9 protein-coding genes are annotated in these 21,772 nt (G+C 71.4%); 6 read left to right on the forward strand and 3 right to left on the reverse strand.

Translation table 11 applies throughout. From position 1 onward, the window contains the following. Positions 1-124: 124 nt before the first annotated feature. The 3 genes from WMF27_RS35645 to WMF27_RS35655 all read left to right on the forward strand — a co-directional run bounded on the left by WMF27_RS35645 (position 125) and on the right by WMF27_RS35655 (position 13,532). Positions 125-10,744 (forward strand): hypothetical protein, encoded by a 10,620-nt coding sequence (locus tag WMF27_RS35645; protein ID WP_437764412.1) that lies wholly within the window; start codon positions 125-127, stop codon positions 10,742-10,744. Positions 10,745-10,886: 142 nt separating this feature from the next. After that, positions 10,887-12,146, forward strand: a complete 1,260-nt coding sequence (locus tag WMF27_RS35650) for a metallophosphoesterase family protein (RefSeq protein WP_437764411.1) — start codon at positions 10,887-10,889, stop codon at positions 12,144-12,146. A 168-nt stretch (positions 12,147-12,314) separates the two neighbouring features. After that, positions 12,315-13,532: a cytochrome P450 family protein gene (locus WMF27_RS35655; protein ID WP_437764410.1), complete on the forward strand. Its 1,218-nt coding sequence runs from the start codon at positions 12,315-12,317 to the stop codon at positions 13,530-13,532. Between the two features lie 115 nt (positions 13,533-13,647). Here the strand turns inward: WMF27_RS35655 and WMF27_RS35660 are convergent, their stop codons facing one another. Further along, the gene (locus tag WMF27_RS35660) at positions 13,648-14,052 is read right to left on the reverse strand and encodes a PAAR-like domain-containing protein (protein ID WP_437943302.1); all 405 of its coding nucleotides are present in this window, start codon (positions 14,050-14,052) and stop codon (positions 13,648-13,650) included. Positions 14,053-14,226: 174 nt separating this feature from the next. On the opposite strand from WMF27_RS35660, the gene WMF27_RS35665 reads away from it, so the two are divergent. Continuing rightward, the gene (locus WMF27_RS35665; RefSeq protein WP_437764409.1) at positions 14,227-14,955 is read left to right on the forward strand and encodes a hypothetical protein; all 729 of its coding nucleotides are present in this window, start codon (positions 14,227-14,229) and stop codon (positions 14,953-14,955) included. Positions 14,956-15,271: 316 nt separating this feature from the next. Here the strand turns inward: WMF27_RS35665 and WMF27_RS35670 are convergent, their stop codons facing one another. Then, a complete protein-coding gene (locus WMF27_RS35670; protein WP_437764408.1) occupies positions 15,272-15,748 on the reverse strand; it encodes an ATP-binding cassette domain-containing protein in 477 nt (158 codons plus the stop codon). 148 nt (positions 15,749-15,896) lie between these two features. Here WMF27_RS35670 and WMF27_RS35675 point away from each other — a divergent pair, with 148 nt between their 5' ends. Both WMF27_RS35675 and WMF27_RS35680 read left to right on the forward strand, forming a co-directional pair. Next, positions 15,897-19,859 carry an AAA family ATPase gene (locus tag WMF27_RS35675; RefSeq protein WP_437764407.1) on the forward strand — a complete coding sequence of 1,321 codons (3,963 nt, stop codon included), beginning with the start codon at positions 15,897-15,899 and terminating at the stop codon, positions 19,857-19,859. 36 nt (positions 19,860-19,895) lie between these two features. Continuing rightward, entirely contained in the window at positions 19,896-20,984 is a 1,089-nt protein-coding gene (locus WMF27_RS35680; RefSeq protein WP_437764406.1) for an AAA family ATPase, read from the forward strand. 33 nt (positions 20,985-21,017) lie between these two features. Here the strand turns inward: WMF27_RS35680 and WMF27_RS35685 are convergent, their stop codons facing one another. Next, positions 21,018-21,560: a hypothetical protein gene (locus WMF27_RS35685; RefSeq protein ID WP_437764405.1), complete on the reverse strand. Its 543-nt coding sequence runs from the start codon at positions 21,558-21,560 to the stop codon at positions 21,018-21,020. Positions 21,561-21,772 lie beyond the last annotated feature (212 nt).

Here is a 21,772-nt window from a genome sequence, read left to right on the forward strand (position 1 = left end):
CGAAGGCGGCCTCCCCAAGGGCTCCACCGAGCCTACCAACCCGCCACCTCAGGACCTCGGCAAGGGTCCCCAAGGGAACACCAAGGGGACGGCGCCAGGAAGCACGGCTCCCAAGGAAGGGGAGGTGCCCGGAAAGACGCCCACGAACGAGACAGGCGCAAAGGACGGCACGTCGGCTCAGACCTCCCCCAAGACGGGCGAGACCGGCGCGAAGAGCACCCCCGCCGGAAAAACCGCTCCCACCGCGGAGCCCACGCCCGCCAAGCCCTCCACCTCGAAGTCACCGCCCGCGGGGCAGGGCTCCCGGCAGCCGGAGCCTGGAGGCTCGGGAGCGCCGCCGGGAGACTCGTCGACCACGGCTGACCCAGAGCAGGGCGACAAGGTGACATGGATCGCGGACAAGGCCGTCAAGAAGTCCCGATGGAGAACTTCGACGGGTAGAGGCAGCCGCAAGAAGGCGAAGCGAGCCGTCCCGAGCATCGCCGACCAGCTGACCAGCGGCGGCTTCCCCACCAACCCCGCGCAGGCGAAGAAGCAGCTCGGGAAGCGCTTCCCCAAAGGACCGCTGTTCAACGAAGCCGAGTGGAACGCCTACGAGCAGCTCTCCTCGACGCCTCAGGGACAGCGCTGGCTCAACGCCTCGGGCATGCTCACGCTCGACGAGGTCAAGCAGTACCTGTCGGACGACAAGGACGACAATCCCGAGAAATTCCGCGGCTTCCACCAGCTCCACAAGCCGAGCAAGGTCGTCCTCGCGAGCTACGTTTCGCGACAGAGGAACAGCGGCGAGGGCGGGAAGCGCTTCGACGGCACCCCTCCGGCCGCGGTGGCCCTGTCGATGGAGGCGAGGCACACGACCGACCCGGCGAGGAAGAAGGAGCTCGAGCAGGAGATCGATCAGGGCATCGCGGCAGAATGGGCCAAGACGCTCGAGCACACCGAGCCGAACGACGACGCGACCAAGGCGATCACGCAAGGCGCCGTGCCGAACCCGACGGGGAGCGGCACCCTCTCGAACGACGACGTCCTCGGCAGGCACCAGCAGTCGCTCGAGGTGCTCACGAACGTCTTTCACCTGCTCCAGGAAGGCGCCGAGATCTACGACGCTGGCGCGGGTAGCCATGTCCCGCTCCGCGACGTCCCCGTCGCCAAGCTCCTGTCCCACGGCGGCCGCGTCAACATCCAGATCCCCGCGGGCACCCCTCCGTACGCGGTGACCGAGTTCATCGGCATCACCGACAGCCACGGCAACCCGAAGGACGGCGTGTTCCCGCGCGCCTTCGGGACGCACCACGTCGCGCTCGGAAAGGGCAAATTCAAGGAGGAGGGAGGACACGTCGCCGCCATCAAGTCCAAGCTCGACGACACCGAGCTCTACGGCATCAACCTCGCCATCGGCGGTCTCGGCCTCAAGGACTTCAACGGCGACGTCATCCTGCCAGACGGCGCCCACGGCCACATTTTCATCGGCCACCGGCCGCCCAGGCAGGACAGGCCGGGCGCCCTCCAGATCGGCATCGAGACGACAGGGCCCAACGCGCCCAGCACCGTCGGCTACATCCACAACTGGCGCTCGACCGAGAAGACCGCCAACCCCATCTCCAGCGTCGGCGGCCTCAAGCAGGACAAGATTGGCAACGACCAGATCAAGAATGCTCGCACCGTCGACCTGGGCAAGCTCGGCGACGACTGGGCCGGGGTCCTCAAGGACCGAGTGGACAGGTTCTCGGAAGACCTGAAGGACCGCCCGGCAGAGGCGATCCAGGAGCTCGTCGGCCCGCGCGCCAATCTGCCGCAGGAGACGACGGAGGTGGAGCCGCGCGACGCCGACGAGGCGTCAGACGGGCCGCGGGACGACGCCGACCGCGATTCGCGGGACGACGACGAGGCGTCAGACGAGCCGCGGGATGACTCCGACAGCGATTCGCCGCGGGACGGCGACGAGGCGTCAGACGAGCCGCCGGGCGGCTCCAAGCGCGCGCCGCAGGACAACGAGGCGTCAGACGAGCCGCGGGACGGCTCCAAGCGCGCGCCGCGGGACGGCGATCGTCGCGATCTGCCCGGAGACGCCGCGGCGAGCCCGGCCAAGGACACCGGCAGCACCGCGCCCCCGAAGGCGAACGAGGGCGGATTCTTCGCCACCATGCCCCAGTCCAATGCCACCGGCGACGGCGAGGGGAGCACCGCCGATCTCGAGGCCGAGGCCATGGAGGCGCTGAAGGCGCAGGAGACGCTCAGGATCTTCATCCCGCGGGCACCGGGCAACGGCCATCAGGCCGCCTCGGTGCAGCTCATGAAGCGGCTCGTCCACCTCGGCTTCGAGGGCGAGTTCGACGTCGTCTACGACGACTCCAGCGAGAACAACGAGAAGGTACGGATAAACGGCCAGCCGTACGGCGCGAACAGGCCGAAGCTCGAGAGCCTCTTGCCGGGCTTCAAGGCGAACGGCGACCCCATCCAGAGCTTCACGACCGGGGATCTCCGGGTCAACGTCATGGGCCTCAAGACGTTCCAGGCCCAGAGCAACCCGAAGCCGGCAAAGTACGGGCTCACAGGCGCCATGGACAACCACGAGAAGCCGGACGGCATCCTGAGCGAGCTCGGCGTTGACTCCTTCGTCCAGCTCCAGCCGATGGGCTGGGATCCCGGAGACGGGAAGCGAGGCGTCACCTACAAGGACAGCGACGGCAAAGAGCAGTTCCACGAGGTCGAGGCGCTCTCCGGGCTCGGCTACATCTACGAGACGAAGGAGCCCGACGACCCGAAGGCCATGTTCGTGGAGGAGCTCGAGAAGAGCGGCGCCGCGGCCAAGACGCCTGGCATGCTCGCCTTGCTGGAGCAGACCCCGAAGAACAAGGCCGAGAGCCCCGACACCCACACCATGGTCGTCTACGGGCTCCAGACGGGGATGGAACCGAAAGCGCCCATCTTCACGCTGTTCAACCTCATCACAGGGGTCCTGTACGCGCAGGATGAGGCGAGCGCTGAAACGGATCTCAAGGACAAGGGCGTGATCATCGGCGTGGCGGGCTGGTCGGACAAGGGGGAGATCGCCACGCTCGAGAAGATGCTGACAGGGGAGTGGGAGGGCGGGCTCCGGCTCATCGTCGACCCGGGCGACTCCATCGGAGAGACGGACTGGGAACCGCTCGTGGATCGCCTGCGTCAACGGCTCCTCAGCGACGGCGAGCCGCGCGCGACGGTGATCAACATCGAGGCCCCGGAAGCGCGGGACCGCATCACCAGCGTCGGGCCCCGCAAGGTGCTCGTCGTCGAGTTCTCGCCGGACCGCCTCCCCATGCCCGTCTTCGAGCACCTCAGCTCCAAGACCTCCTTGCCCAACGGCTTCGAGAGCGTGAACGGCATGGACAAGGAGCGGCAGAACAAGCCCTACTTCCATGTCGCAAACGCCAATAGCAACAAGTTCCCGGGCTCAGACGAGCTGGACGGGGTGGCCGGAGCGGACGAGATGGCGGAGCAGGCCAAGCTCGTCGGGCGGCAGCTCCAGGGGCGCGCAGGGCTCGAGAACTGGACGCTGAGCTACAACCACAACGACAGGCTGGCGATCTTCGAGGCCATATCGAGGCTGGAGTCAGGCCGCACGCTGGAGTCGCCGAGGAAGGACGACCGCAAGGTCGCGCTGAAGATCGGGAGCGGTCTGGTGACGGGCGAGGGCGAACCCAAGCTCAAGAGCTCGGGCAAAAACAAGCCTTACACGCCGGTCGAGCTCAGCAGGCTTTACGACAAGAACCAGGACTACATATCGAGCAAGCTCCAGGAGAGGGATCCCGACCGGCTCATCGGGCAGTACATCAACGACACGCAGCAGCCCGACTCGAAGCTGAACCAGTACTTCAATGCGCTGAAGGAGCGGTCCGGGACCAAGGATCAGGTGAAGATCGCCTTCACCGAGCTCATCAGGGTCGAGAAGAATCCTCCCCCGCCGCCCGCCGACGACGGCATGTGGACCGCGCCGGAGACCGGTGCGTCCGCCGGGGATCAATCGCCTGCGCCCGGCAAGGACGACGACCGCGCCGGGGCCGGAGACACCGCCGCCGCCCAGTCCGCGCCGGCCGGCTCCGCGGCGCCGGCCCCGTCGCTCGCCGAGCTGACCGACAGGGGGATGAAGCGCGGGCTGCGGGGGAGCGCCCTCGACGGTTACACGAGCCACGCGATCGCGAGCGGCGACCCGGACCCGAACAGCTACCTCAAGTCGCTGGTCGACGACATCGACGGTATGCCCTCCGGGTTCAAGGAGAGGGCCAAGGAGCTGCTCGAGCACCCCGAGCGGATCGACCAGCAGGACTTCGCCTTTTGCGGCCTCACGGCCATCGCCGAGGCGGCCCTGCACAACAACCCCATGAAGGCGATCGACGTCTTCCGATCGCTGTTCGACGCGACGCCCTTCCCGCTGGAGTCCGGCGGAGCCATCGACGTCACGCCCGGCGCGGAGGAGGTGGCCCGGGGCAAGGACCCGAGTCGCAACGTGCTGCTCGGCGGCAGGGTCAAGCAGATCGAGAGCATGTCCGAGCACACGGGCAAGGACTACGGCGACAAGCGCCTCGACATCCTGCTCGCCCGCGCCCTGCCCAAGCTCTGGAAGACCCGCGCCAGGGACAAGTACGACGCCTGGCGCGAGAGCGTCGAGAGCAAGTTCGACGCGAATTTCGGCCAGGGGAGAGAGCAGCTCCAGGGCGACGGCGCGCGCCTGAAGCGCGGCGACTTCCCGATGAGCGACGAGGCCTATACCGGCATCCTCCAGGATGTCTTCGAGGCGCACGAGGTCGACGTCCTGTCCGCGCGGGAGGCCGGTTATGACATCGACGCCATCAACGCGCTGCTCGAGGACGGCGCAAGCGCGCAGTTCGTCCACGGCATCGTCCTCGCCGGGCCGGTGAGCGCCGCCGCGAAAGGCGGCGGGCTCGGGGCGCCCGTGGGCTCGTCCGCGGGCGACCAGGGGCTACACCAGGTCAGGATCGTCGGTCCGATCGAGACGACCACGACGCCCGACGGCGCGGAGAGCTACGTCGTTCCGCTCTCGACCTACGGGAAGGTCATCCGGCTCCCGGTGCCCAAGGACAAGATGGGCGCGTACTTCCCCCACATCCTCACCGGCCGCTGGCACGAGCCGGCACCACCGCGGGCGGCCGACCCGGCCCAGGGCTCGCCCTCGGCTGCCGCCCCGAAGAGCGCGGCTCCTTCGACCGGCACGAGCGAGCTCTTCGCCACCATGCCCAAGGACAAGACCACCGGAGACCCGGAGCGCGACGAAGAGACGGATGGCGAGGAGCTCGCGAGCTTCATCAACGGGCTTGACGAGATACGCGCGTACGTACCCCAGGGACCCGGGCTCGGACATCAGTCCTCCACGATCAACCTGGTCCGGAGGGTCGTCGATCAGTTCGATTTCCAGGGCACCCTCCGCGTCGTCTACGACGACAGCGGCACGAAGCAGCTCCTCGACGACCGCGCGGAGGCCAGGCGAAAGCAGGGGCGCGGCCAGCAGCTCAACCCGCTGGAGAAGAGCAGCCTGATCGAGAGGACCGTCGAGGAGAAGCTCGCGCTCCTCGTCCCGGGGTTCAAACCGGCGCCAGGCGCTGGCGAGCAGACCGTGAAGCTCGGCGCGGCCCAGCTCGTCTTCACACCCGAGTCGAAGGCCGGGGGGCTGCCGATCACGCCCTTCGGCTTCACGGGCGGTTATGACAACAAGAGCGACAACCTCGCCGCTCGGCTCAAGAGCGACCACGTCCTGAAGCTCCAGCCGTTCGGCTGGGCTCATCCGAGAGGCCGATGGGCGCGCCAGCCCGACGAGGAGACCCGCGAGAAGATCGCCAAGCTCAAAGAGCAGCTCGGCAAAAAGCCGCCCCTCGCCCAGCAGCGGCAGATCAAGAGGGAACTGGCGGCCCTCGAAGCGAAGCAGTTCACCGAGATGCCGTCGCTGGACGCGAAGGCCCACAAGTGGGCCGTCGCCGGGCCGGAGGAGTTCGAGGCTGCCCTGTCGACGACAGGTCCGAGAGGGGCGCTCGTCAGGCACCTCATGGACGAGATCGATAGCGGCAAGCCCGTGATCCCGCTCTACGGGATGGGGCACGCCGAGCGAGCGCAGGACGCTCCAGCCTCCCACGAGCTGTTCAGCCTCATCGCGGGTACGGCCCGGGCGCAGCAGAAGGACCCAGGGCAGTTCCCCGAGGGCGTCGCCCTCGTGGTGACCGCGAGCCTCACCGAGGACCACTACAGAGATCTCGACGCCCTGATCCACGGTCCGCGCGACGCGGGTCAGAGGGTGCTTCAGAACACCACCGGCGGCCGAGGCTGGAACAACCCCGCGCTCGACGCCTTCGACAGCACGGTCGAGGAGCTCGGCCTGAAGGAGCGCCTGCTCCGCGTCACGGTCGACGATACCGAGGAGAGCGTCGCGAAAGCCATGCAGGCCATCTCCGAGCTGCGCCAGGACCAGATACTGCTCGTCCAGCTCGGCGGCTTCCCGCCTGCCGTCTTCGAGGTCTTCTTCTCTCACACCAACATGATGGGGGTGCTGGAGGGGCCGAACACCGCCAACATGATGATGAGCCAGGGCAAGCCCTTCGTGAAGGGCGGCGGCGCGGCCAAGGAGCAGCTCGGAGCCCCGCCCTCGAAGCACGGCTTCGAGCGCGAGCGCGACCTCATCGACAAGGTGAGCGAGACCCTCAATGGCAATCTCTCCAGCTGGCTTCCGGGCGACGCAGGTCCCGGTCTCCAGCGCAAGGACGAGGACATCGCCGATTACCTCCTCTCGCTCGGCGGCGAGGGCTCCCAGATCCGCGAGTACCACAGGAGCCTGGGAGAGGAGTACACCTCCCCGAACGCCGACGCCTTCGCCGACGGCATGAAGGACATCATCCGGGCCGTACGTGACGGCGCGAGCGAGCCCACCGGCGCCCCGGCGGAGAAGAAGAGCGAGTTCTTCGCCACCGCGCCCCAGACCAGCGCCAGTCCGGCAGACATGAGTGCTGGGTACAACCCCGCTGCCACGCAGGGCGCGAAGGGCACCCCTGCCCCGACCACCGCCGCCACGGCGACCGACAGCCCTTCCGGCGCCGAGCAAACCGCGCAGCCCCAGGGGAGCCCCCTCGACGATCTGATCCGCACGATCGAGGGGCAAAGCAGCACATGGCCTCGCCCGGCGGACGGCGAGCACAGGGAGGCGGCCGCCCAGCTCCTGAGCCGGCTGCTCGATGCGCAGGGCGTGAACAGCTCGGTCATCGAACGGCTGAGCACGCTCATCAAGGACCCTGCCTCGCTGTCGCAATCGGCCTTCACCAACTGCGCGCTGCACAGCGTCCTTTACACGACGCTCAAGAACGACCTCTCCACGGCATCGCACCTGGTCGTCGCGCTCTTCACCGGCAAGCTGCTCGGCCGGCTCGCGGGCGCGCCCGGCGCCGGCACCTTCGGACAGCAGGGCTCGGGCTCGGCGGCGCTCAGCGAAGGCCTGGGGCTCATCGTGAACCAGATGAAAGGAGAGGGCCTGCCCGCGCCAGGGCCGGCGTCGACGAGGCCGCTCGTCAACGGCCTCAAGACCGCCAAGGCCAAGCACGGCCGCCTGAAGGGGCAAGGCGCATCCACCCAGGAGCTGGACGGCCACCTGCTCGACCACCTGCTCGCCCGGGGCCTCGTCGAGCTGCTCGGGAGGACCGCCGTCGCGGCGCTCGAGAAGCAGACCGACGACGCCAGGGAGCCTGGCGTCACCGCGGCGGAAGGCGATCTTCTGCTCTCGGCGAGATCGACCGCGGCCCTGATGAACGCGGCCCTCGGAGCGGACGCGAAGATCATGACCAGCGGCTCCCCCGAGGGCTACGACGTCGCGCGCATCAACGAGGCCCTCGGGAAGACCGGCCAGTCGGGGTTCGCGCTCGCGACCGTGATGAACGGCAAGGCGCTCTGGGAGGAAGCGGCGAAGCGCGAGGCCGGCGCCTCGGGCCCCCAGGATCCCGAGGCGATCCCGCGGCTCGGCGAGGTCGATCCGTCAAGCCCCCACCTGGTCGCGATCGACGGGCCGATCACGGTCCACGGCGATTCCTTCCTCGTGCCGATCCAGTCCTGGGGGCGAGCTTTCTCCGTGCGGGTGGCCAAGCAGGACATGCCGAAGCTCTTCGCGGCGTTCGCTTATGGCACGTATCCCCCGGCGCGGACGCCGCAGGCGAGCGCGTCCGTCGAGGTGAATCCTCAGGCTTCGGGCGGCGCCGAGGACGCGCTGACCGGCATGGCCCCCCGCGTGGAGGACTTCGACAGCCGGGCGGACTGGCGCCGCTTCAACGAGCGTGTGCGCCCCTGGCTCGGCGAGATCCACCGCATCCGGCAGCCCCACGATCTGCGCGGGGCCATCGACGCGCTCTCCCCCGAGGCCGCGAGGCTCTTGCTCCGGCTCTACGACGAGGATCCGCAGAGAGCGCGCGTCGAGCTGCGCCGGCTGGGCCGCTTCAACATGAACGACACGCGCAGGCTGAGCGCGCTGCTGGACAGGCTCACGGCATCCGAGGCGTCCGACACCGAGCTGATGGAGGTGGAGCTCCTGTCCGAGCTCGAGGCGATCGAGCAAGCCCAGAGCGAGGGCGAGGCGTCCGACACGGACTCGTTCGATCTGGATGAGGTCCTGGCCTTTCAAGGCCAGCTCGACGCGCTGGAGAGCGCGCAGAGCGAGTTCAACCAGTGGATGCAAGAGCAGCTCGACGGCGATCCGTCAGAGCCCGAGGACGCCGGGGAGGAGCGGTCGGAGTCCGGGGACTCCGACGCTGGGATGTCCGAGTCGGCGCGGCTGGCGCGCGCCAACGTCCAGGGAATGGACCAGCTCCACACTGCGGGCAGGGTCCAGTACTCGTTCAACGTGCCCAGCGAGGACCTGGACGAGCTCACGGAGATCGCGCGGAACGCCGGCGTCCAGGGGGAGCTGGCGGACGCCCGGACCGGCTTCCTCAATCCGGATCATTTCGAGAAGCAGAGCAGCTACACGTGGCGCCTGAAGCCCGGCGTGAGCGCGAGCAAGGCGCTGCGGGAGTTCTTCAACCCCGAGGAGCACCTCACCATCGCCGAGTGCGGCACGACGATGCAGGCGATCAACTACCGCACGATCCTGCGCGCGGTCGGAGAGGAGGACTTCGACCGGAGGTTCGGCCAAGAGGGCTCCACCGTCCCGAACGAGGACCGCCTGATGCTGCAGCGCGACTTCAGCGCCCAGAACCCCCTGCAGCGCTTCTTCGCGCCCGAGGCCGCGACGCTGGATGACGAGGAGCGGGCGGAGATGACCGGCGACGGCGGGGAGGAGATGCGCAACGCGCCGAGCTCCCGCCCCGCGAAGCGCGGCGGCTGGTACTACATCAAGAACCACGAGCTCTATTCCAGACGCCACCCGGAGGGCTTCTGGAGCGGCGAGAACGCGATGTACCTGGGGCGCGACGGCGCGTCCGGCGAGCAGCTGTTCAGCGGCTTCGGCGTGGCCCCGAGGACCGAGGAGCAGCTGGCAGACACCCTCGCCAGCGAGTTCAACCAGGAGCCGACCGAGGCCGAGGTCGAGAAGATCCTTGGCTCAGGCCGCGATCTCAGCCTGGCGCTGCCGACGCTGGGAGATCTCGGCTCGATCGATGACATGCCGCTCAGCGATGCGAGCATGGACCACATCGCCAGGCTGCACGGTCACCCCGACATCGACGCAGCGCCCAGGGAAGACGGCGAGACGAGCGAGGACGTGGCGCGCCGCCTCTTCAGGGAGACGCTCGAAGGCCAGCCGCTCCAGCAGGAGCTCTCGCCCTCGGATCTCGTCGCCAGCTTCGACCTGTCGGAGCTCGACAGGAGGGCTCTCGAGGCGGTGGACCCCGGTCCGGCGGAGCGATCGCTCGGGACGTGGGGAGTGCGCGCGGTGCCCGGCGCGGAGGACGCGGCCTCCTCGCACGACACGCAGGCCGGGACGCCGCGCGCCGTGCTGCGCTGGACGCGGCCGTCGTCCAGCAGGCACGGGGGGCAGCACACCACGCCGTATACGCTCGTCTTCGACGGGTACTGCAAGCGGTTCAACTTCACCTTCACGCCGGCGTTGATGAACCTCTTTCTGGATCTCAACCGCGACAGGATGAGACCCGTCAACCCGAGCGAGCGGACGGTCCGCAAGACGACGAAGATCCGGGTCGACGAGGGCGCGGAGTTCGTGTTCCCGCTGCCCAGCGAGCTGAACAAGCTCGCGAAGGTCCCCGGCGGCTTCCAGAGCATCGGCGGCAAGGTCCTGTCGGCCGAGCAGATCCGGACGGAGTTCGGCCGGCAAGAGCTCTTCTCGGGAGCGCCGTCCCCGGCGGACCCGGCCGACGCGCGCGCGGGGTACCGGCCCCGGGACGCCGCGAGCGGCAGGAGCGACGGCGCGCAGACCGCAACCGCCGCCTCCACGACGCGCGGCGAGGGCTCCCCGTCAGACGGCGCACTCGGCGACACGCCGGCCATGCAAGCGGGCACGCCGGCCACGCGAGCGACCGGTGCGCCGGCGGCTCTCGACGGCGCCGTGACCATCCCGGCGTCGATCGACGCCCTGGTGAGGACGCTCGTCGAGAAGAGCGTCGCGTGGTCCTCCCCGCGCACGCAGGCGGACAAACAGGAAGCCATCGCGCTCGTGACCGAGCTCCTGCAACAGCTCGGCATGGACGCCCGGGTCGTCGACAGGGCGGGCGAGCAGGGCGAGGACTCGCCGGATTCCGAGCACTCCGCCTGCACGTGCGTCCGTTAGCGCCCGCGTCAGCCCCCCTTCATGAGCGCGCTCCCTCTGCCTCCTCGCCAGGGCGCGGCCCGGCCGCTTCAGGCGAGCGCGATCCTCATCGGATGAGCAGCGCTCCCGGCGCCGAGCGGCTAAGCTCGGGCCGCGCCAGCTCATGAAGTTCGTCCACGCCGCCGACCTCCACATCGACAGCCCGCTCCGCGGGCTCGACCGTTACCCGGGCGCCCCCGTCGAGCAGATCCGCGGGGCCACCCGCCGCGCGCTCGAGAACCTCGTGGACCTCTGCCTCGCCGAGGAGGTCGACCTGCTGCTCCTCGCGGGCGACATCTATGACGGCGACTGGAAGGACTACAGCACGGGCCTGTTCTTCGCCGCGCAGCTCTCCCGCCTGCGCGCCGCCCGGGTCGACGTCGTGCTCCTCTATGGCAATCACGACGCCGAGAGCAACATCACGCGTCACCTGGAGCTCCCCGAGAACGCCCGGCGGCTCGATCCCCGCCGCCCCGAGTCCATCGTCTTCGATCGGCTCGGGGTCGCCGTCCACGGACAGAGCTTCGCGACCAAGGCCGTCACCGACGATCTCGCCGCGGGTTATCCGGACGCGCGGGCAGGCCTCTTCAACATCGGCATGCTCCACACCTGCCTGAGCGGCCGCGAGGGCCACGACAACTACGCTCCTTGCAGCCTGAACACCCTCGTCGGGAAGCGATACGATTACTGGGCGCTCGGCCACGTGCACACCCGGGAGGTGCTCTCGCGCGATCCGTACATCGCGTTCCCCGGCAACCTCCAGGGCCGCCACGCCCGCGAGACCGGCGAGAAGGGCGCCCTCCTCGTCGCGGTGGACGACGGCCGCATCACCTCGGTCGAGCACCGCCCCCTCGACGTCGTGCGCTGGAGCGCCTGCGAGGTCGATCTCTCCCCGGCCGCGAGCGCGGACGACGTCGTGGATCTGACGCGGGAGGAGCTCGAGCGGCGCCTCGCCGAGGCCGACGGGCGCACGCTGGCCGCGCGGGTCTTCTTGTGCGGCGCGACGAAGGCGCACGCCGCGCTCCGCGCCGATTTCGAGCGATGGACGGGGCAGATCCGCGCGATCGCCAACGATCTCGGCGGCGCGCTGTGGATCGAGCGCGTGCTCTCCCGGACGATCTCGCCGCTCCAGGTGGGCGCGCTCGAGGAGCGGGACGACGCGATCGGCCAGCTCACGCGGTCGCTGCGCGCGCTGCGCGACGACGAGGCGGGCCTGTCCTCGCTGCTGCGCGACTTCGCGAGCCTCAGGAACAAGCTGCCCGTCGAGGCGCGCGAGGGGGACGACGCGATCCGCCTCGACGACCCGGCGTTCCTGCGCGAGGCGCTCGACGACGTGGAGCACACGCTGATCTCGCGGCTGCTCGGCGCGAGCGACGCGCCCTGAAGGCGGGCGCGCTCCCGCGGCGCGCCCGAGCTCCGGCGCCGCTACCTGACGGCGCGCAGCCCTCCGGCCGCCGCTTGACGGCGCGCGGTTCTCCACCATGCACACCTCGCGATCCGGCGTGACGCGAGCATCACCTCGAACGTCCGGACGCCATGAAACGGGGGAATCATGGTCGACCAGGACGCTTTTCCGGAGCTGTTCCATCCGAGCTGCCGCGCCGAGCCGCACGCGATCTACGCGCGCATGCGGGCCGCGGGGCGCCTGCATCGCCTCATCCACCCCCGCCTCGACGTGCCCATCTGGGTGGCCGTGCGTTACGACGACTGCGTGGAGCTCCTCAAGGATCCGCGCCTGATCCGCGACTTCCGCAAGCTCCCCGACGAGGTGCGCCGGCGTTACTTCCCGCTCAGCGACCGCACGACCTTCATGGATCAGCACATGCTCGACGCCGATCCGCCGGATCACACGCGGCTCAGGGCCATCGTCCAGCGGGCCTTCTCGCCGCGGATGATGGAAGGGCTGCGCCCGCGCATCCAGGCGATCGCGGACGGGCTCATCGACGCGGTGATCGACCGGCGCCGGATGGAGCTCGTGGCAGACTTCGCGTTTCCGCTCCCCACCGCGGTGATCGCCGAGCTCCTCGGCCTCCCCCTCGAGGATCGCGACCGGTTCCGCCGGTGGACGAAGATCCTCCTCGCGCCCGCGAAAGATCGCGAGTTCGTGGAGCGCGCGCAGCCCGTGGTGGAGGAGTTCGCGGCGTACTTCCGGGCGCTCGCCGACGCGCGCCGCAAGGCCCCGCGCGACGACCTGATCAGCGGCCTCTTGGTGGCCGAGGAGCAGGAGCGCAAGCTGAGCCCGGCGGAGCTCTCGAGCATGGTGTTCCTGCTGCTCGTCGCGGGCCACGAGACCACGGTGCACCTCATCGCGAGCGGCATGTTCCTCCTGCTCTCGCACCCCGCGGAGCGGCGCCGGCTGGACGAGGACCCCGGGCTCGTCGGCTCCGCGGTGGAGGAGGCGCTGCGCTGCGAGGGGCCGGCGGAGCTCTCGACGATCCGCTGGTCGCTCGACGACATCGAGCTGTTCGGCGCCCGCGTGCCGGCGGGAGAAGGGGTCGCGGCGGGGCTCCTGGCCGCGAACCGGGATCCAAAGCACTTTCCGGAGCCGGACCGCTTCGATATCGGCCGCTCGCCGAACCGGCACATCGCCTTCGGGGGCGGGATCCACTTCTGCCTGGGCGCGATGCTCGCGCGGATCGAGGCGGCGATCGCCTTCTCTACGCTCCTCCGGAGGCTGCCGCGCATCGAGCTCGCCACTTCGCCCCGCGACATCGTGTGGAGCGAATGGCCGATGATCCGCGGCCCGGCGGCGGTACCTGTGATGTTCTGAGGCGGACAAAACCCTCATCTCGTTGGTATTTTTGGCATCAGCGTCGTCGCGGTCATCCGGCAGCGCGCGTCGACCTCGTACGCCTCGACGCCGCCCACCGCGTCGACCGCCGCGATCAGGCAGCCTGCGCGGTCATAGCGGTACTCCACCCATTGCCCGAGCCGCCGCTCGGCCCACAGCTCCAGGCGCGTGATCCGCGCATCCTTCCATCGCCCCCGGAGCTCCCGCTCTGCCGTATCGACGATCCGGACGAGCCGCTCGCTACCTCTCTCATGGTGCCCGGCTCGTTGCCGTGACACGCCTTCATGCACCCGCCGACCGTCAGGATCTTCCTACCTTCGATCGTCGTCCGCATCGGCGCGTCGATGATCCCTTCGGTCACCGTGCCCGTCGTCGGATAGGGGATCGGAAGAGGGCTCGGCGCGGCCGGCGTCGTGCACACGCTCACCGCCATACCGGTCATCTGGTGGCCGGAGCCCTCGTGCACGGCATCCAGACCCAGCGCAGTGACCTTGCTCATGGCGACAGCAGGTTCGCCCACACCCCGCCGGGCATGCACCCGCCGCCCGCACGACACGGACACGACGCCGGCCTCGCCGGTCCCGGCGGTGAAGGAAGGACCGCCGCTCCCCCTTGCGCGCCTCACCGGACCTCTGCGACCCTGAGCCGCTTCACCCTACCTCAGGAGGTACTCATGGCAGACCCCTACATCGATCCGTTCGAGACCAAGGCGTACGGGAAGTTCGCGCGGGAACAGATGGCCTCGGTCCTGATGGGCAAGATCGCCGCGCTCGACGGCATGATCGAGTTCGCCGTCGGCAAGCAGCTCGCCGCCGATCAGGCGATGGCGGACGTCCTCGCGCGCCAGCCGAAGCCCGCGCCCGAGCTCGACTCCGCCGCCGTCGTCGCCGAGGCGCGCGACGTCGTGACCCGCTTCGCATCGTACCTCGACTCGCTCAAGGGCCGCCCGGTCGACCCGAAGCTGTTCTTTCGTGGCGAGGTCCCGAGCATCCTCGCGCGCCGCCGGCTCACCAAGCTCACCGCCGGCGTCGGGCACATCCTCGAGGAGCTGGAGCGACAGAAGGCGAAGATCCGCGGGGCCGAGCTGTGGCTCGAGGAGCTCGGCGAGGCGCACGAGAAGCTCTCGCTCCTCGAGAAGCAGCAGCGCGCCACCCGCGTCGAGAAGCTCGAAATCGGCCCCGAGGTCGGCGCCGCACGCAGGGCATGGCTCGAGGTCTACGACGCCAACAAGCTGCTGGTCCGGGGGGTGCTCGCGCACCTCAAAAAGCCCGAGCTGCTCCCGCTGATCTTCGACGATCTCGCCGAGATCCACCGCGCGAGCGGCGTCTCGGACGCGCTGCCCGCCGAGCCCCAGGCCGGCCCCACCGCGCCTGCGAGCCCAGAAGCCCAGCCTGACGCTTGAGGGCGGCGACTCGGCCGCTGCAACGCTCGCCGCAAGCGTTGCAGCGGCGACTCGGCCGCTGAGTCGGCGATTTCAACCGTTGAAAGGCCGACTCGGCACGCCAGCCGCCACCTTCAAGCGTTGCAAGCGCCCGCTGGGATCTCCAGGACCCCATCCCAGGCATTGAAGGTGGCCGCTCGATTTCCGAGTGAGCGCTTTCACGCGTTGAAAGCGTCCACCTCGCGCGGGATGTCGACAGGACCGTCGGGCGACCGCCGCGGCGTCCGTCCGTGGCTGGACTCCGGCGACAGGGCGAGGTGGGCCGGTCGCCCCGGCGCTACGGGTGGGCGATGACGACGAGGGTGCGCGCGCGCCGGAGCACGCAGCGCAACGCGCGCTCCAGCGTCTCCGGGTCGAGCGCCGCGAAGCTCTCGTCGAGCACGACGACCTCGGCGCCCTGCAGCAGCGCGCGCGCCATGTAGAGCCGGCTCCGCTCGCCGTGCGAGAGCTGCCAGCCCGTCTCGCCCACCACCTGCTCCAGCCCCCCCGGCATCCGGCCGAGCAGCTCGCCGAGGCCGAGCTCGTGGCAGATCTCCTCGGCCTCCGCGAGGTCGTCGGGCCTCGGCGGCCAGCGCCTGCCCATCAGCAGGTTGTACGCGAACGTCCCGGCGAGGACGTGGTTCTCGTGGAACTGCGGCGCCGCGGCCACGCGGCGCCGCCACGCGGCGGCGCCCAGCATGTGGCGATCGAGCCCGTTCAGCAGCAGCAGCCCCGCGTCGGGCGCGTGGCGGAGGCGGCCCGCCGCTTCCAGCACGACACGACCTGCCGCTCCCTCATCGGACGGACGGGCGCCGCGGAACGCGCCCCGGCGCCGCGCGGTGCGGCTTGACAACGCGCCGAGGTTCCGCACTTGCTATCCGTTCAGGGGAGGGCACCGCCCCCTGCGCCCGGCAAGCGATCTCGTGAAGATCCTAGAGCTCCACCTCCTCGCGTTCGGCCCCTTCACGGATCTCCGGCTCGACTTCGCCTCGCCGTCGCCGGGCCTCCACGTCGTCTACGGCCCCAACGAGGCCGGGAAGAGCACCGCGCTCCGGGCGATCCGCGGCCTGCTCTACGGCATCCCGCACATCACGCCCGACGCCCACCTGCACCACAACACCGATCTCCGCGTCGGCGGCCGGCTCGCGGGCAGGGGCGACGCCGCGCTCGCGCTCGTCCGCCGCAAGGGGCGCGTGAAGACGCTCCGCGACCCGGACGACAACCCCCTCGACGACGTCGCGCTCGCGCCGGTGCTCGGCGGCGTGACGGAGGAGCTCTTCCGGACCTCCTTCGGGCTCACCCACGAGACGCTCCGCCAGGGCGCCGAGGCCCTGCTCCAGGGCAAGGGCGACGTCGGTCAGAGCCTGTTCGGCGCGGGGCTCGGCGGGCCGGGGCTGCAGCAGCTGCTCGCCACGCTGCGCCAGGAGGCGGACGAGATCTTCACGCCCCAGGCGAGGACCCGCCCCCTCAACGAGGCGATCAAGGCCTTCGAGGCGGCCCGCAACGGGGCCAGGAGCGCCGCGCACCCGCCCGCGGACTGGACGCGCAAGCGGCAGGAGATCGACGAGCAGCGGGCCGAGCAGGAGCGCGTCGACGCGGAGCTGCGCGCGCTCCGGTCGACCGACAAGCGGCTCCGGCGCGCGCTCCGGGTGCTCCCGCTGCTGGAGGCGCGGCGCGCGATCCTCGGCCGGCGCGCCGCCCTCGGCCACGTCGTCCTGCTGCCCGAGAGCGCGCAGCGCGACCGCGAGGACGCCCAGGATCGCGCCGCCGACGCGAGCGCCCAGGCCTCGCGGCTCCGCGCCGACATCGCGGAGCTCGAGGCCCGCCACGCCGCGCTGGAGGTCCCCGCGTCGCTCGCCGACCTCGACGCGGGCGCGATCGACGGCCTCGTCACCCGGCTCGGCAGCCACCGCAAGGCCGCCGTCGACCTGCCGCGCGTCCGGGCGGAGCTCCACGGCGTCGAGGAGGACGCGCGCGCGATCCTCCGCAGGCTCGGGCGGGACGCCTCGCTGGCCGGCGGCGACGACCCCGAGCGGCTGGAGGCGATGCGCGTCGACGTCGCGACCGAGGCGCGCATCAAGAAGCTCGCCCGCGAGCGCGGCGCCGCCGAGGCCAAGCCGCGCGAGGTGGAGCGGCTGCTCTCGGCGCACCGCGCGCGGCGCGACGCCTGCGCGCGCCGGCTGGCCGAGCTGCCGCCGGGCGAGGACCCCGCCCCGCTCCGCGGCGCGCTCTCTCGCGCGCAGAAGCAAGGTGACCTCGAGCACCGCCTCCGCGAGGCCGCCGCCGCGGCGGCGCAGCTCGCCCGCGACGCCGACGCGCAGCGCGATCGGCTCGGCCTCGGCGCGGCCGCGAAGCGGACACGCCTCGACGTCGACGAGGCAGCGCGGCGGGCGCGCCTCGACGCCGGCGGCGCGCCCGAAGGCCGGCCGCTCTCCGCGGCCGAGGCGAGCGCCCTGCCCGTCCCGCTCCCCGAGACGGTCGACCGGGCGGCCGCGCAGTGGGGCGCGCTCGCCCGGGAGCGCGAGCGGCTCGGCGAGCGCGCCGCCGAGATCGAGGCGCGCCTCCGCGAGAGCGCCCGCGAGATCGACGCGCTCCAGCGCGCCGGCGCCGTCCCCACGGAGGCCGACCTCGCGGAGGCGCGCGAGCGCCGGGACGCCGCCTTCAAGGCGCTGGTGCGCGCCCTCCAGGCGAAGGCGGGCGCCCGCGCGGCGGCCGCGACGATCCACACCGCCTCGCTCTTCGACCTCGGCGCGGACGCGCCCGCCGCGCCCGGGGCGCGGCGCAGGCCGTCGCTCGCCGCGCGCGACGAGCCGCCGCCCGCCCGGGGGAAGCCCGACGAGTACGCCGACCTGGTCCGCGCCGCCGACGCCCTCGCCGATCGGCTGCGCCGCGAGGCCGACCGGGTCGCCCGCCTGGCGCGGCTGCTCGCGGACGAGGCGCGGGCCCAGGCGGACCTGGCGCAGCTCGCCGCGGAGCGCGCCGCGCTCGGGCGCCGGGCCGAGGAGGCCGAGGCCGCGTGGCTCGAGCTGTGGCGGCCCGCGGGCGTCGCCCCGCGCTCCCCCGACGAGATGCGCGGCTGGCTCGGCCGCTACGCGGCCCTGACCGCCACGGTCGACCGGCTGCGCGCCGCGGAGGCCGAGGCCGAGGCGCTGCGGGCCCGGATGCAGGCGCACGCCGCCGAGCTCCACGCGGCGCTCCAGGGCGCCCGCGCCGCGCCGGGCGCCTCGCGCGGGGACGCGGCCGGCGCGGGCTCGCGCGACGACGCGGCCGGAGCGCCGGAGGACGCGCCGGCGCGCCTCCCGGCGCTCATCGAGGCCGCGGAGCAGGAGCTCGCGGCCATCGAGGGCGCGGCCCGGGAGCGCAAGGAGCTCCTGCGGGAGCGCAAGGAGCTCGAGCGCGAGATCGAGGACCTCGAGCGCGAGCAGGCGCAGCACGCCCGCGCGCTCGAAGCGTGGCGGGCCGAGTGGGCCGAGGGCGTGCGGCCGCTCGGCCTGCCCGGCGACGCCTCCGCGGACGAGGCCACGGCGATCCTCGACGAGCTCGGCGCGCTGTTCCGCAAGGCGGACAGCGCCGCCCACGAGCGCCGCCGGGTGCGGGGCATGGAGCGCGACGCCCGGGCGTTCGCGGCCGACGTCGCGGAGCTCGCGTCCCGGCACGCGCCGGACCTCGCCCCGCTGCCGGCGGATCAGGCCGCCGATCAGCTGATCAAGCGCCACCACAAGGCGCGCGCCGACCTGCGCGAGCGCGGCGAGATCGCGCGGAGCCTGGCCGACAAGCGCCGCGAGCTGGATCAGCAGGACGCGCGCCGCGCGGCCGCCGAGGCGCGCCTCGCCAAGCTCTTCGAGGCGGCGGGCGTCCCGCGCGGCGGTGACGACGCCGACGACGTCGCCGCGCTCTCGCTGGCCGAGGAGCGCTCGCGCGAGGCGCGCCGGCTCGACCGCGAGCTCGTCGAGAACGAGGGCAAGCTCCTCGAGGCGGGCGAGGGCGCGGGCATCGCCGCGCTCGAGCAGGAGACCGCCGGGGTGGAGCGGGACGCGCTCGCGCTCGAGCTCGACCGGGCGGAGGAGCGCCTCGCGGCGCTCGAGGACGAGCGGCGCCGGATCGACAGGGCGCTCGGGAGCCTGGAGCAGGAGCGCGAGCACCTCCGGGCGACGGTGGGCGCCGCGGAGGCCGCCGCGGAGGCGCAGATCTGCCTCTCGCACCTGCGCGGCGAGGTGCGCCGCTACGTGCGGGCGCGCCTCGCCGCGGTGCTCCTCGAGCGCGAGATCGAGCGCTACCGCGAGCGCAACCAGGGCCCGATCCTGGCGCGCGCGAGCGCGCTCTTCCACCGCCTGACGCTGGGCGCCTTCACCGGCCTCCGGGTGGGCTACGACGAGAGCGAGCAGGCGATCCTCCGCTGCGTCCGCGCGGCGGCGTCCGGCGGGGTGGCCGGCGGGGCAGCGGCCGCGAGGGCGCCCGCGCCGGACGGCGCGGCGGAGCCCGCGAAGGCGCTCGCGGACCCAGCGGCGGAGCCCGCGAAGGCGCTCGCGGACCCGGCGCCACAGCCCGCGAAGGCGCCCGCGGACCCAGCGGCGGAGCCCGCGAGGGCGCCGGTGCAGCGCGAGGTGGACGTGACGGGCCTGAGCGACGGCACGCGCGACCAGCTCTACCTCGCCCTGCGCCTCGCGAGCCTCGAGCACCACGCCCGGACGGGCGAGCCGATGCCGCTCATCCTGGATGACATCCTGATCCACTTCGACGACGACCGCGCCCGGGCTGCCCTCGCGGTGCTCGGCGAGCTCGCGGGGACGACGCAGGTGCTGTTCTTCACGCACCACGCGCGGCTCTGCGAGCTCGCGCGCGAGGCGGTGCCGGCCGACGTGCTCCGCGAGCACCGCCTGCGGTAGCAAGGCCGGTGACCGCGATACGCTATCCTGGGCGGGATGACGGTCCAGGAGCTCCACGTCGCGGGATACCGCTCGATCCGCGAGCTGACCCTCCCCCTCGCGCAGGTCAACGTCATCGTCGGACCGAACGGCGTCGGCAAGACCAACCTCTACCGCACCATGGTGCTGCTCGGCTCCGCGGCGAGCGGGACCTTTGCGCGCACGCTGGCCGAGGAGGGGGGCATGCCCTCGGTGCTCTGGGCCGGCCGGCGCAGCAAAGGCCCGGTGCGGATGACGCTGCGGGTGCGGCTGGATCAGCTCGTCTACGAGCTTCAGTGCGGGCTGACGCCGCCGCCGGGAGGGCCGTTCGAGCTGGACCCGGACATCAAGGAAGAGAGCCTCTGGCTGCTCGACAAGCGCCGCCGCCTGCCGATGCTGGAGCGGGCCGCGGGCTCGGCCTTCGCGCGCGACGCGGACGGCCACCGCGTGACCTTTCCCTTCTCGCTCTGGGGCTCGGAGTCGGTGCTGGCGCAGGTGGTGGAGCCGCACCGCTTTCCGTTGCTCTCGGTGGTGCGGCAAAAGCTGATGAGCTTCCGGTTCTATCACCACTTCCGCACCGACTCCGGCGCGCCGTTGCGGGTCGAGCAGGTCGGGGTGCGGACGCCTGTGCTCAGCACCGATGGCCACGATCTGGCCGCGGCGCTGGCGACGATCCTCGATATCGGCGACAGGGTCGCCTTGAAGGATGCCGTCTCCAGCGCGTTCCCTGGCGCGTCCCTCGAGGTCTCCTCGACGCAGGGGCGGTTCCGCGTCGAGCTCGGATTACCAGGGATGTCGCGGCCGCTCGACGCCCGCGAGTTCTCGGACGGCACGGCGCGCTATCTCTGCCTCCTGGCGGCGCTGCTGAGCCCGAGGCCTCCGCTGCTGATGGCGCTGAACGAGCCCGAGACGAGCCTGCATCCGGATCTGCTCGGGCCGCTCGGGGATCTCCTTGTGCACGCGGCATCCCGGAGCCAGCTATGGATCACGACGCATTCCCGCCCGCTGGCGGAGCGGATCCGGAAGGCGACGCCCTGCCGGCTCATCGAGCTTGGCAAGGAGGGTGGAGAGACGGTGCTGGCAAGCGGCGCGGAGGAGGAGGGATGACGTCCGCCATCAACGACAGAGGCCTCCTCGTGTTCATTCTGTGCTCCATCGAAACACGGGACCAGCGACGACGACGAAGGCCACGTGGCCCGGAAGCACAGGACTATCCCCGCCGAGCCACTGCACATGGGCGCTCGTCGACCAGCCCAGCGGCCCTGCGAAGTACGAGTTGACCTGCGCATGCCCGCCTATCGCCACCCCGGCGACGCGCCCGCACAAGGCGACGCCGCACGACGGCATGTCGTAGAGCGCGAGCGATGGCCCCAGGCTGAAATTGCCGTCCTCCCAGGAGACGCCGACGTCGAGTGACGTCTGATTGTAGACACCGAGCCCGCCGCCCTGGGCCCCCAGGAGGAGGGTGCACAGGTCGTGAACCGTGAACAAGAAGTCTCGCTCGAAGGGCCACGATATCCCCCCTTGTGGACCCACCGCGGGGCGAGAATCGGCGCCGAGCTCAATCCACCCGAGGCTCGCACCGGCGCTGATTTCGGCCGCTCCTGCTCGCGCCGGTGCGGCGAGGAGCGGGAGGACGGCCACGACCGCCCATGGGATCTTCTGCCGGCCTCTTGTGCCCATGGTACCTCCCCTTTCCCTCAGCGGACGAGCGACGTGACGACGCGAGCCGTCCTACCGACGGCGAAATTGGACGTCAACCGGGATCCGGGCGGGGACGTCCCGATGGACATGGGTCGTACCGTCCCGAGGTTGCGCCCGTCGCGCGCCGGCCTGCGAGGCGCGAGTGCTCTCAGGAGCCGAGCAGCGGCGCCGCCTCCGCGGCGTCGAGCTGG

The organism is Sorangium sp. So ce281, from assembly GCF_051527395.1.
GTDB classification, from domain to species: domain Bacteria; phylum Myxococcota_A; class Polyangia; order Polyangiales; family Polyangiaceae; genus Sorangium; species Sorangium cellulosum_B.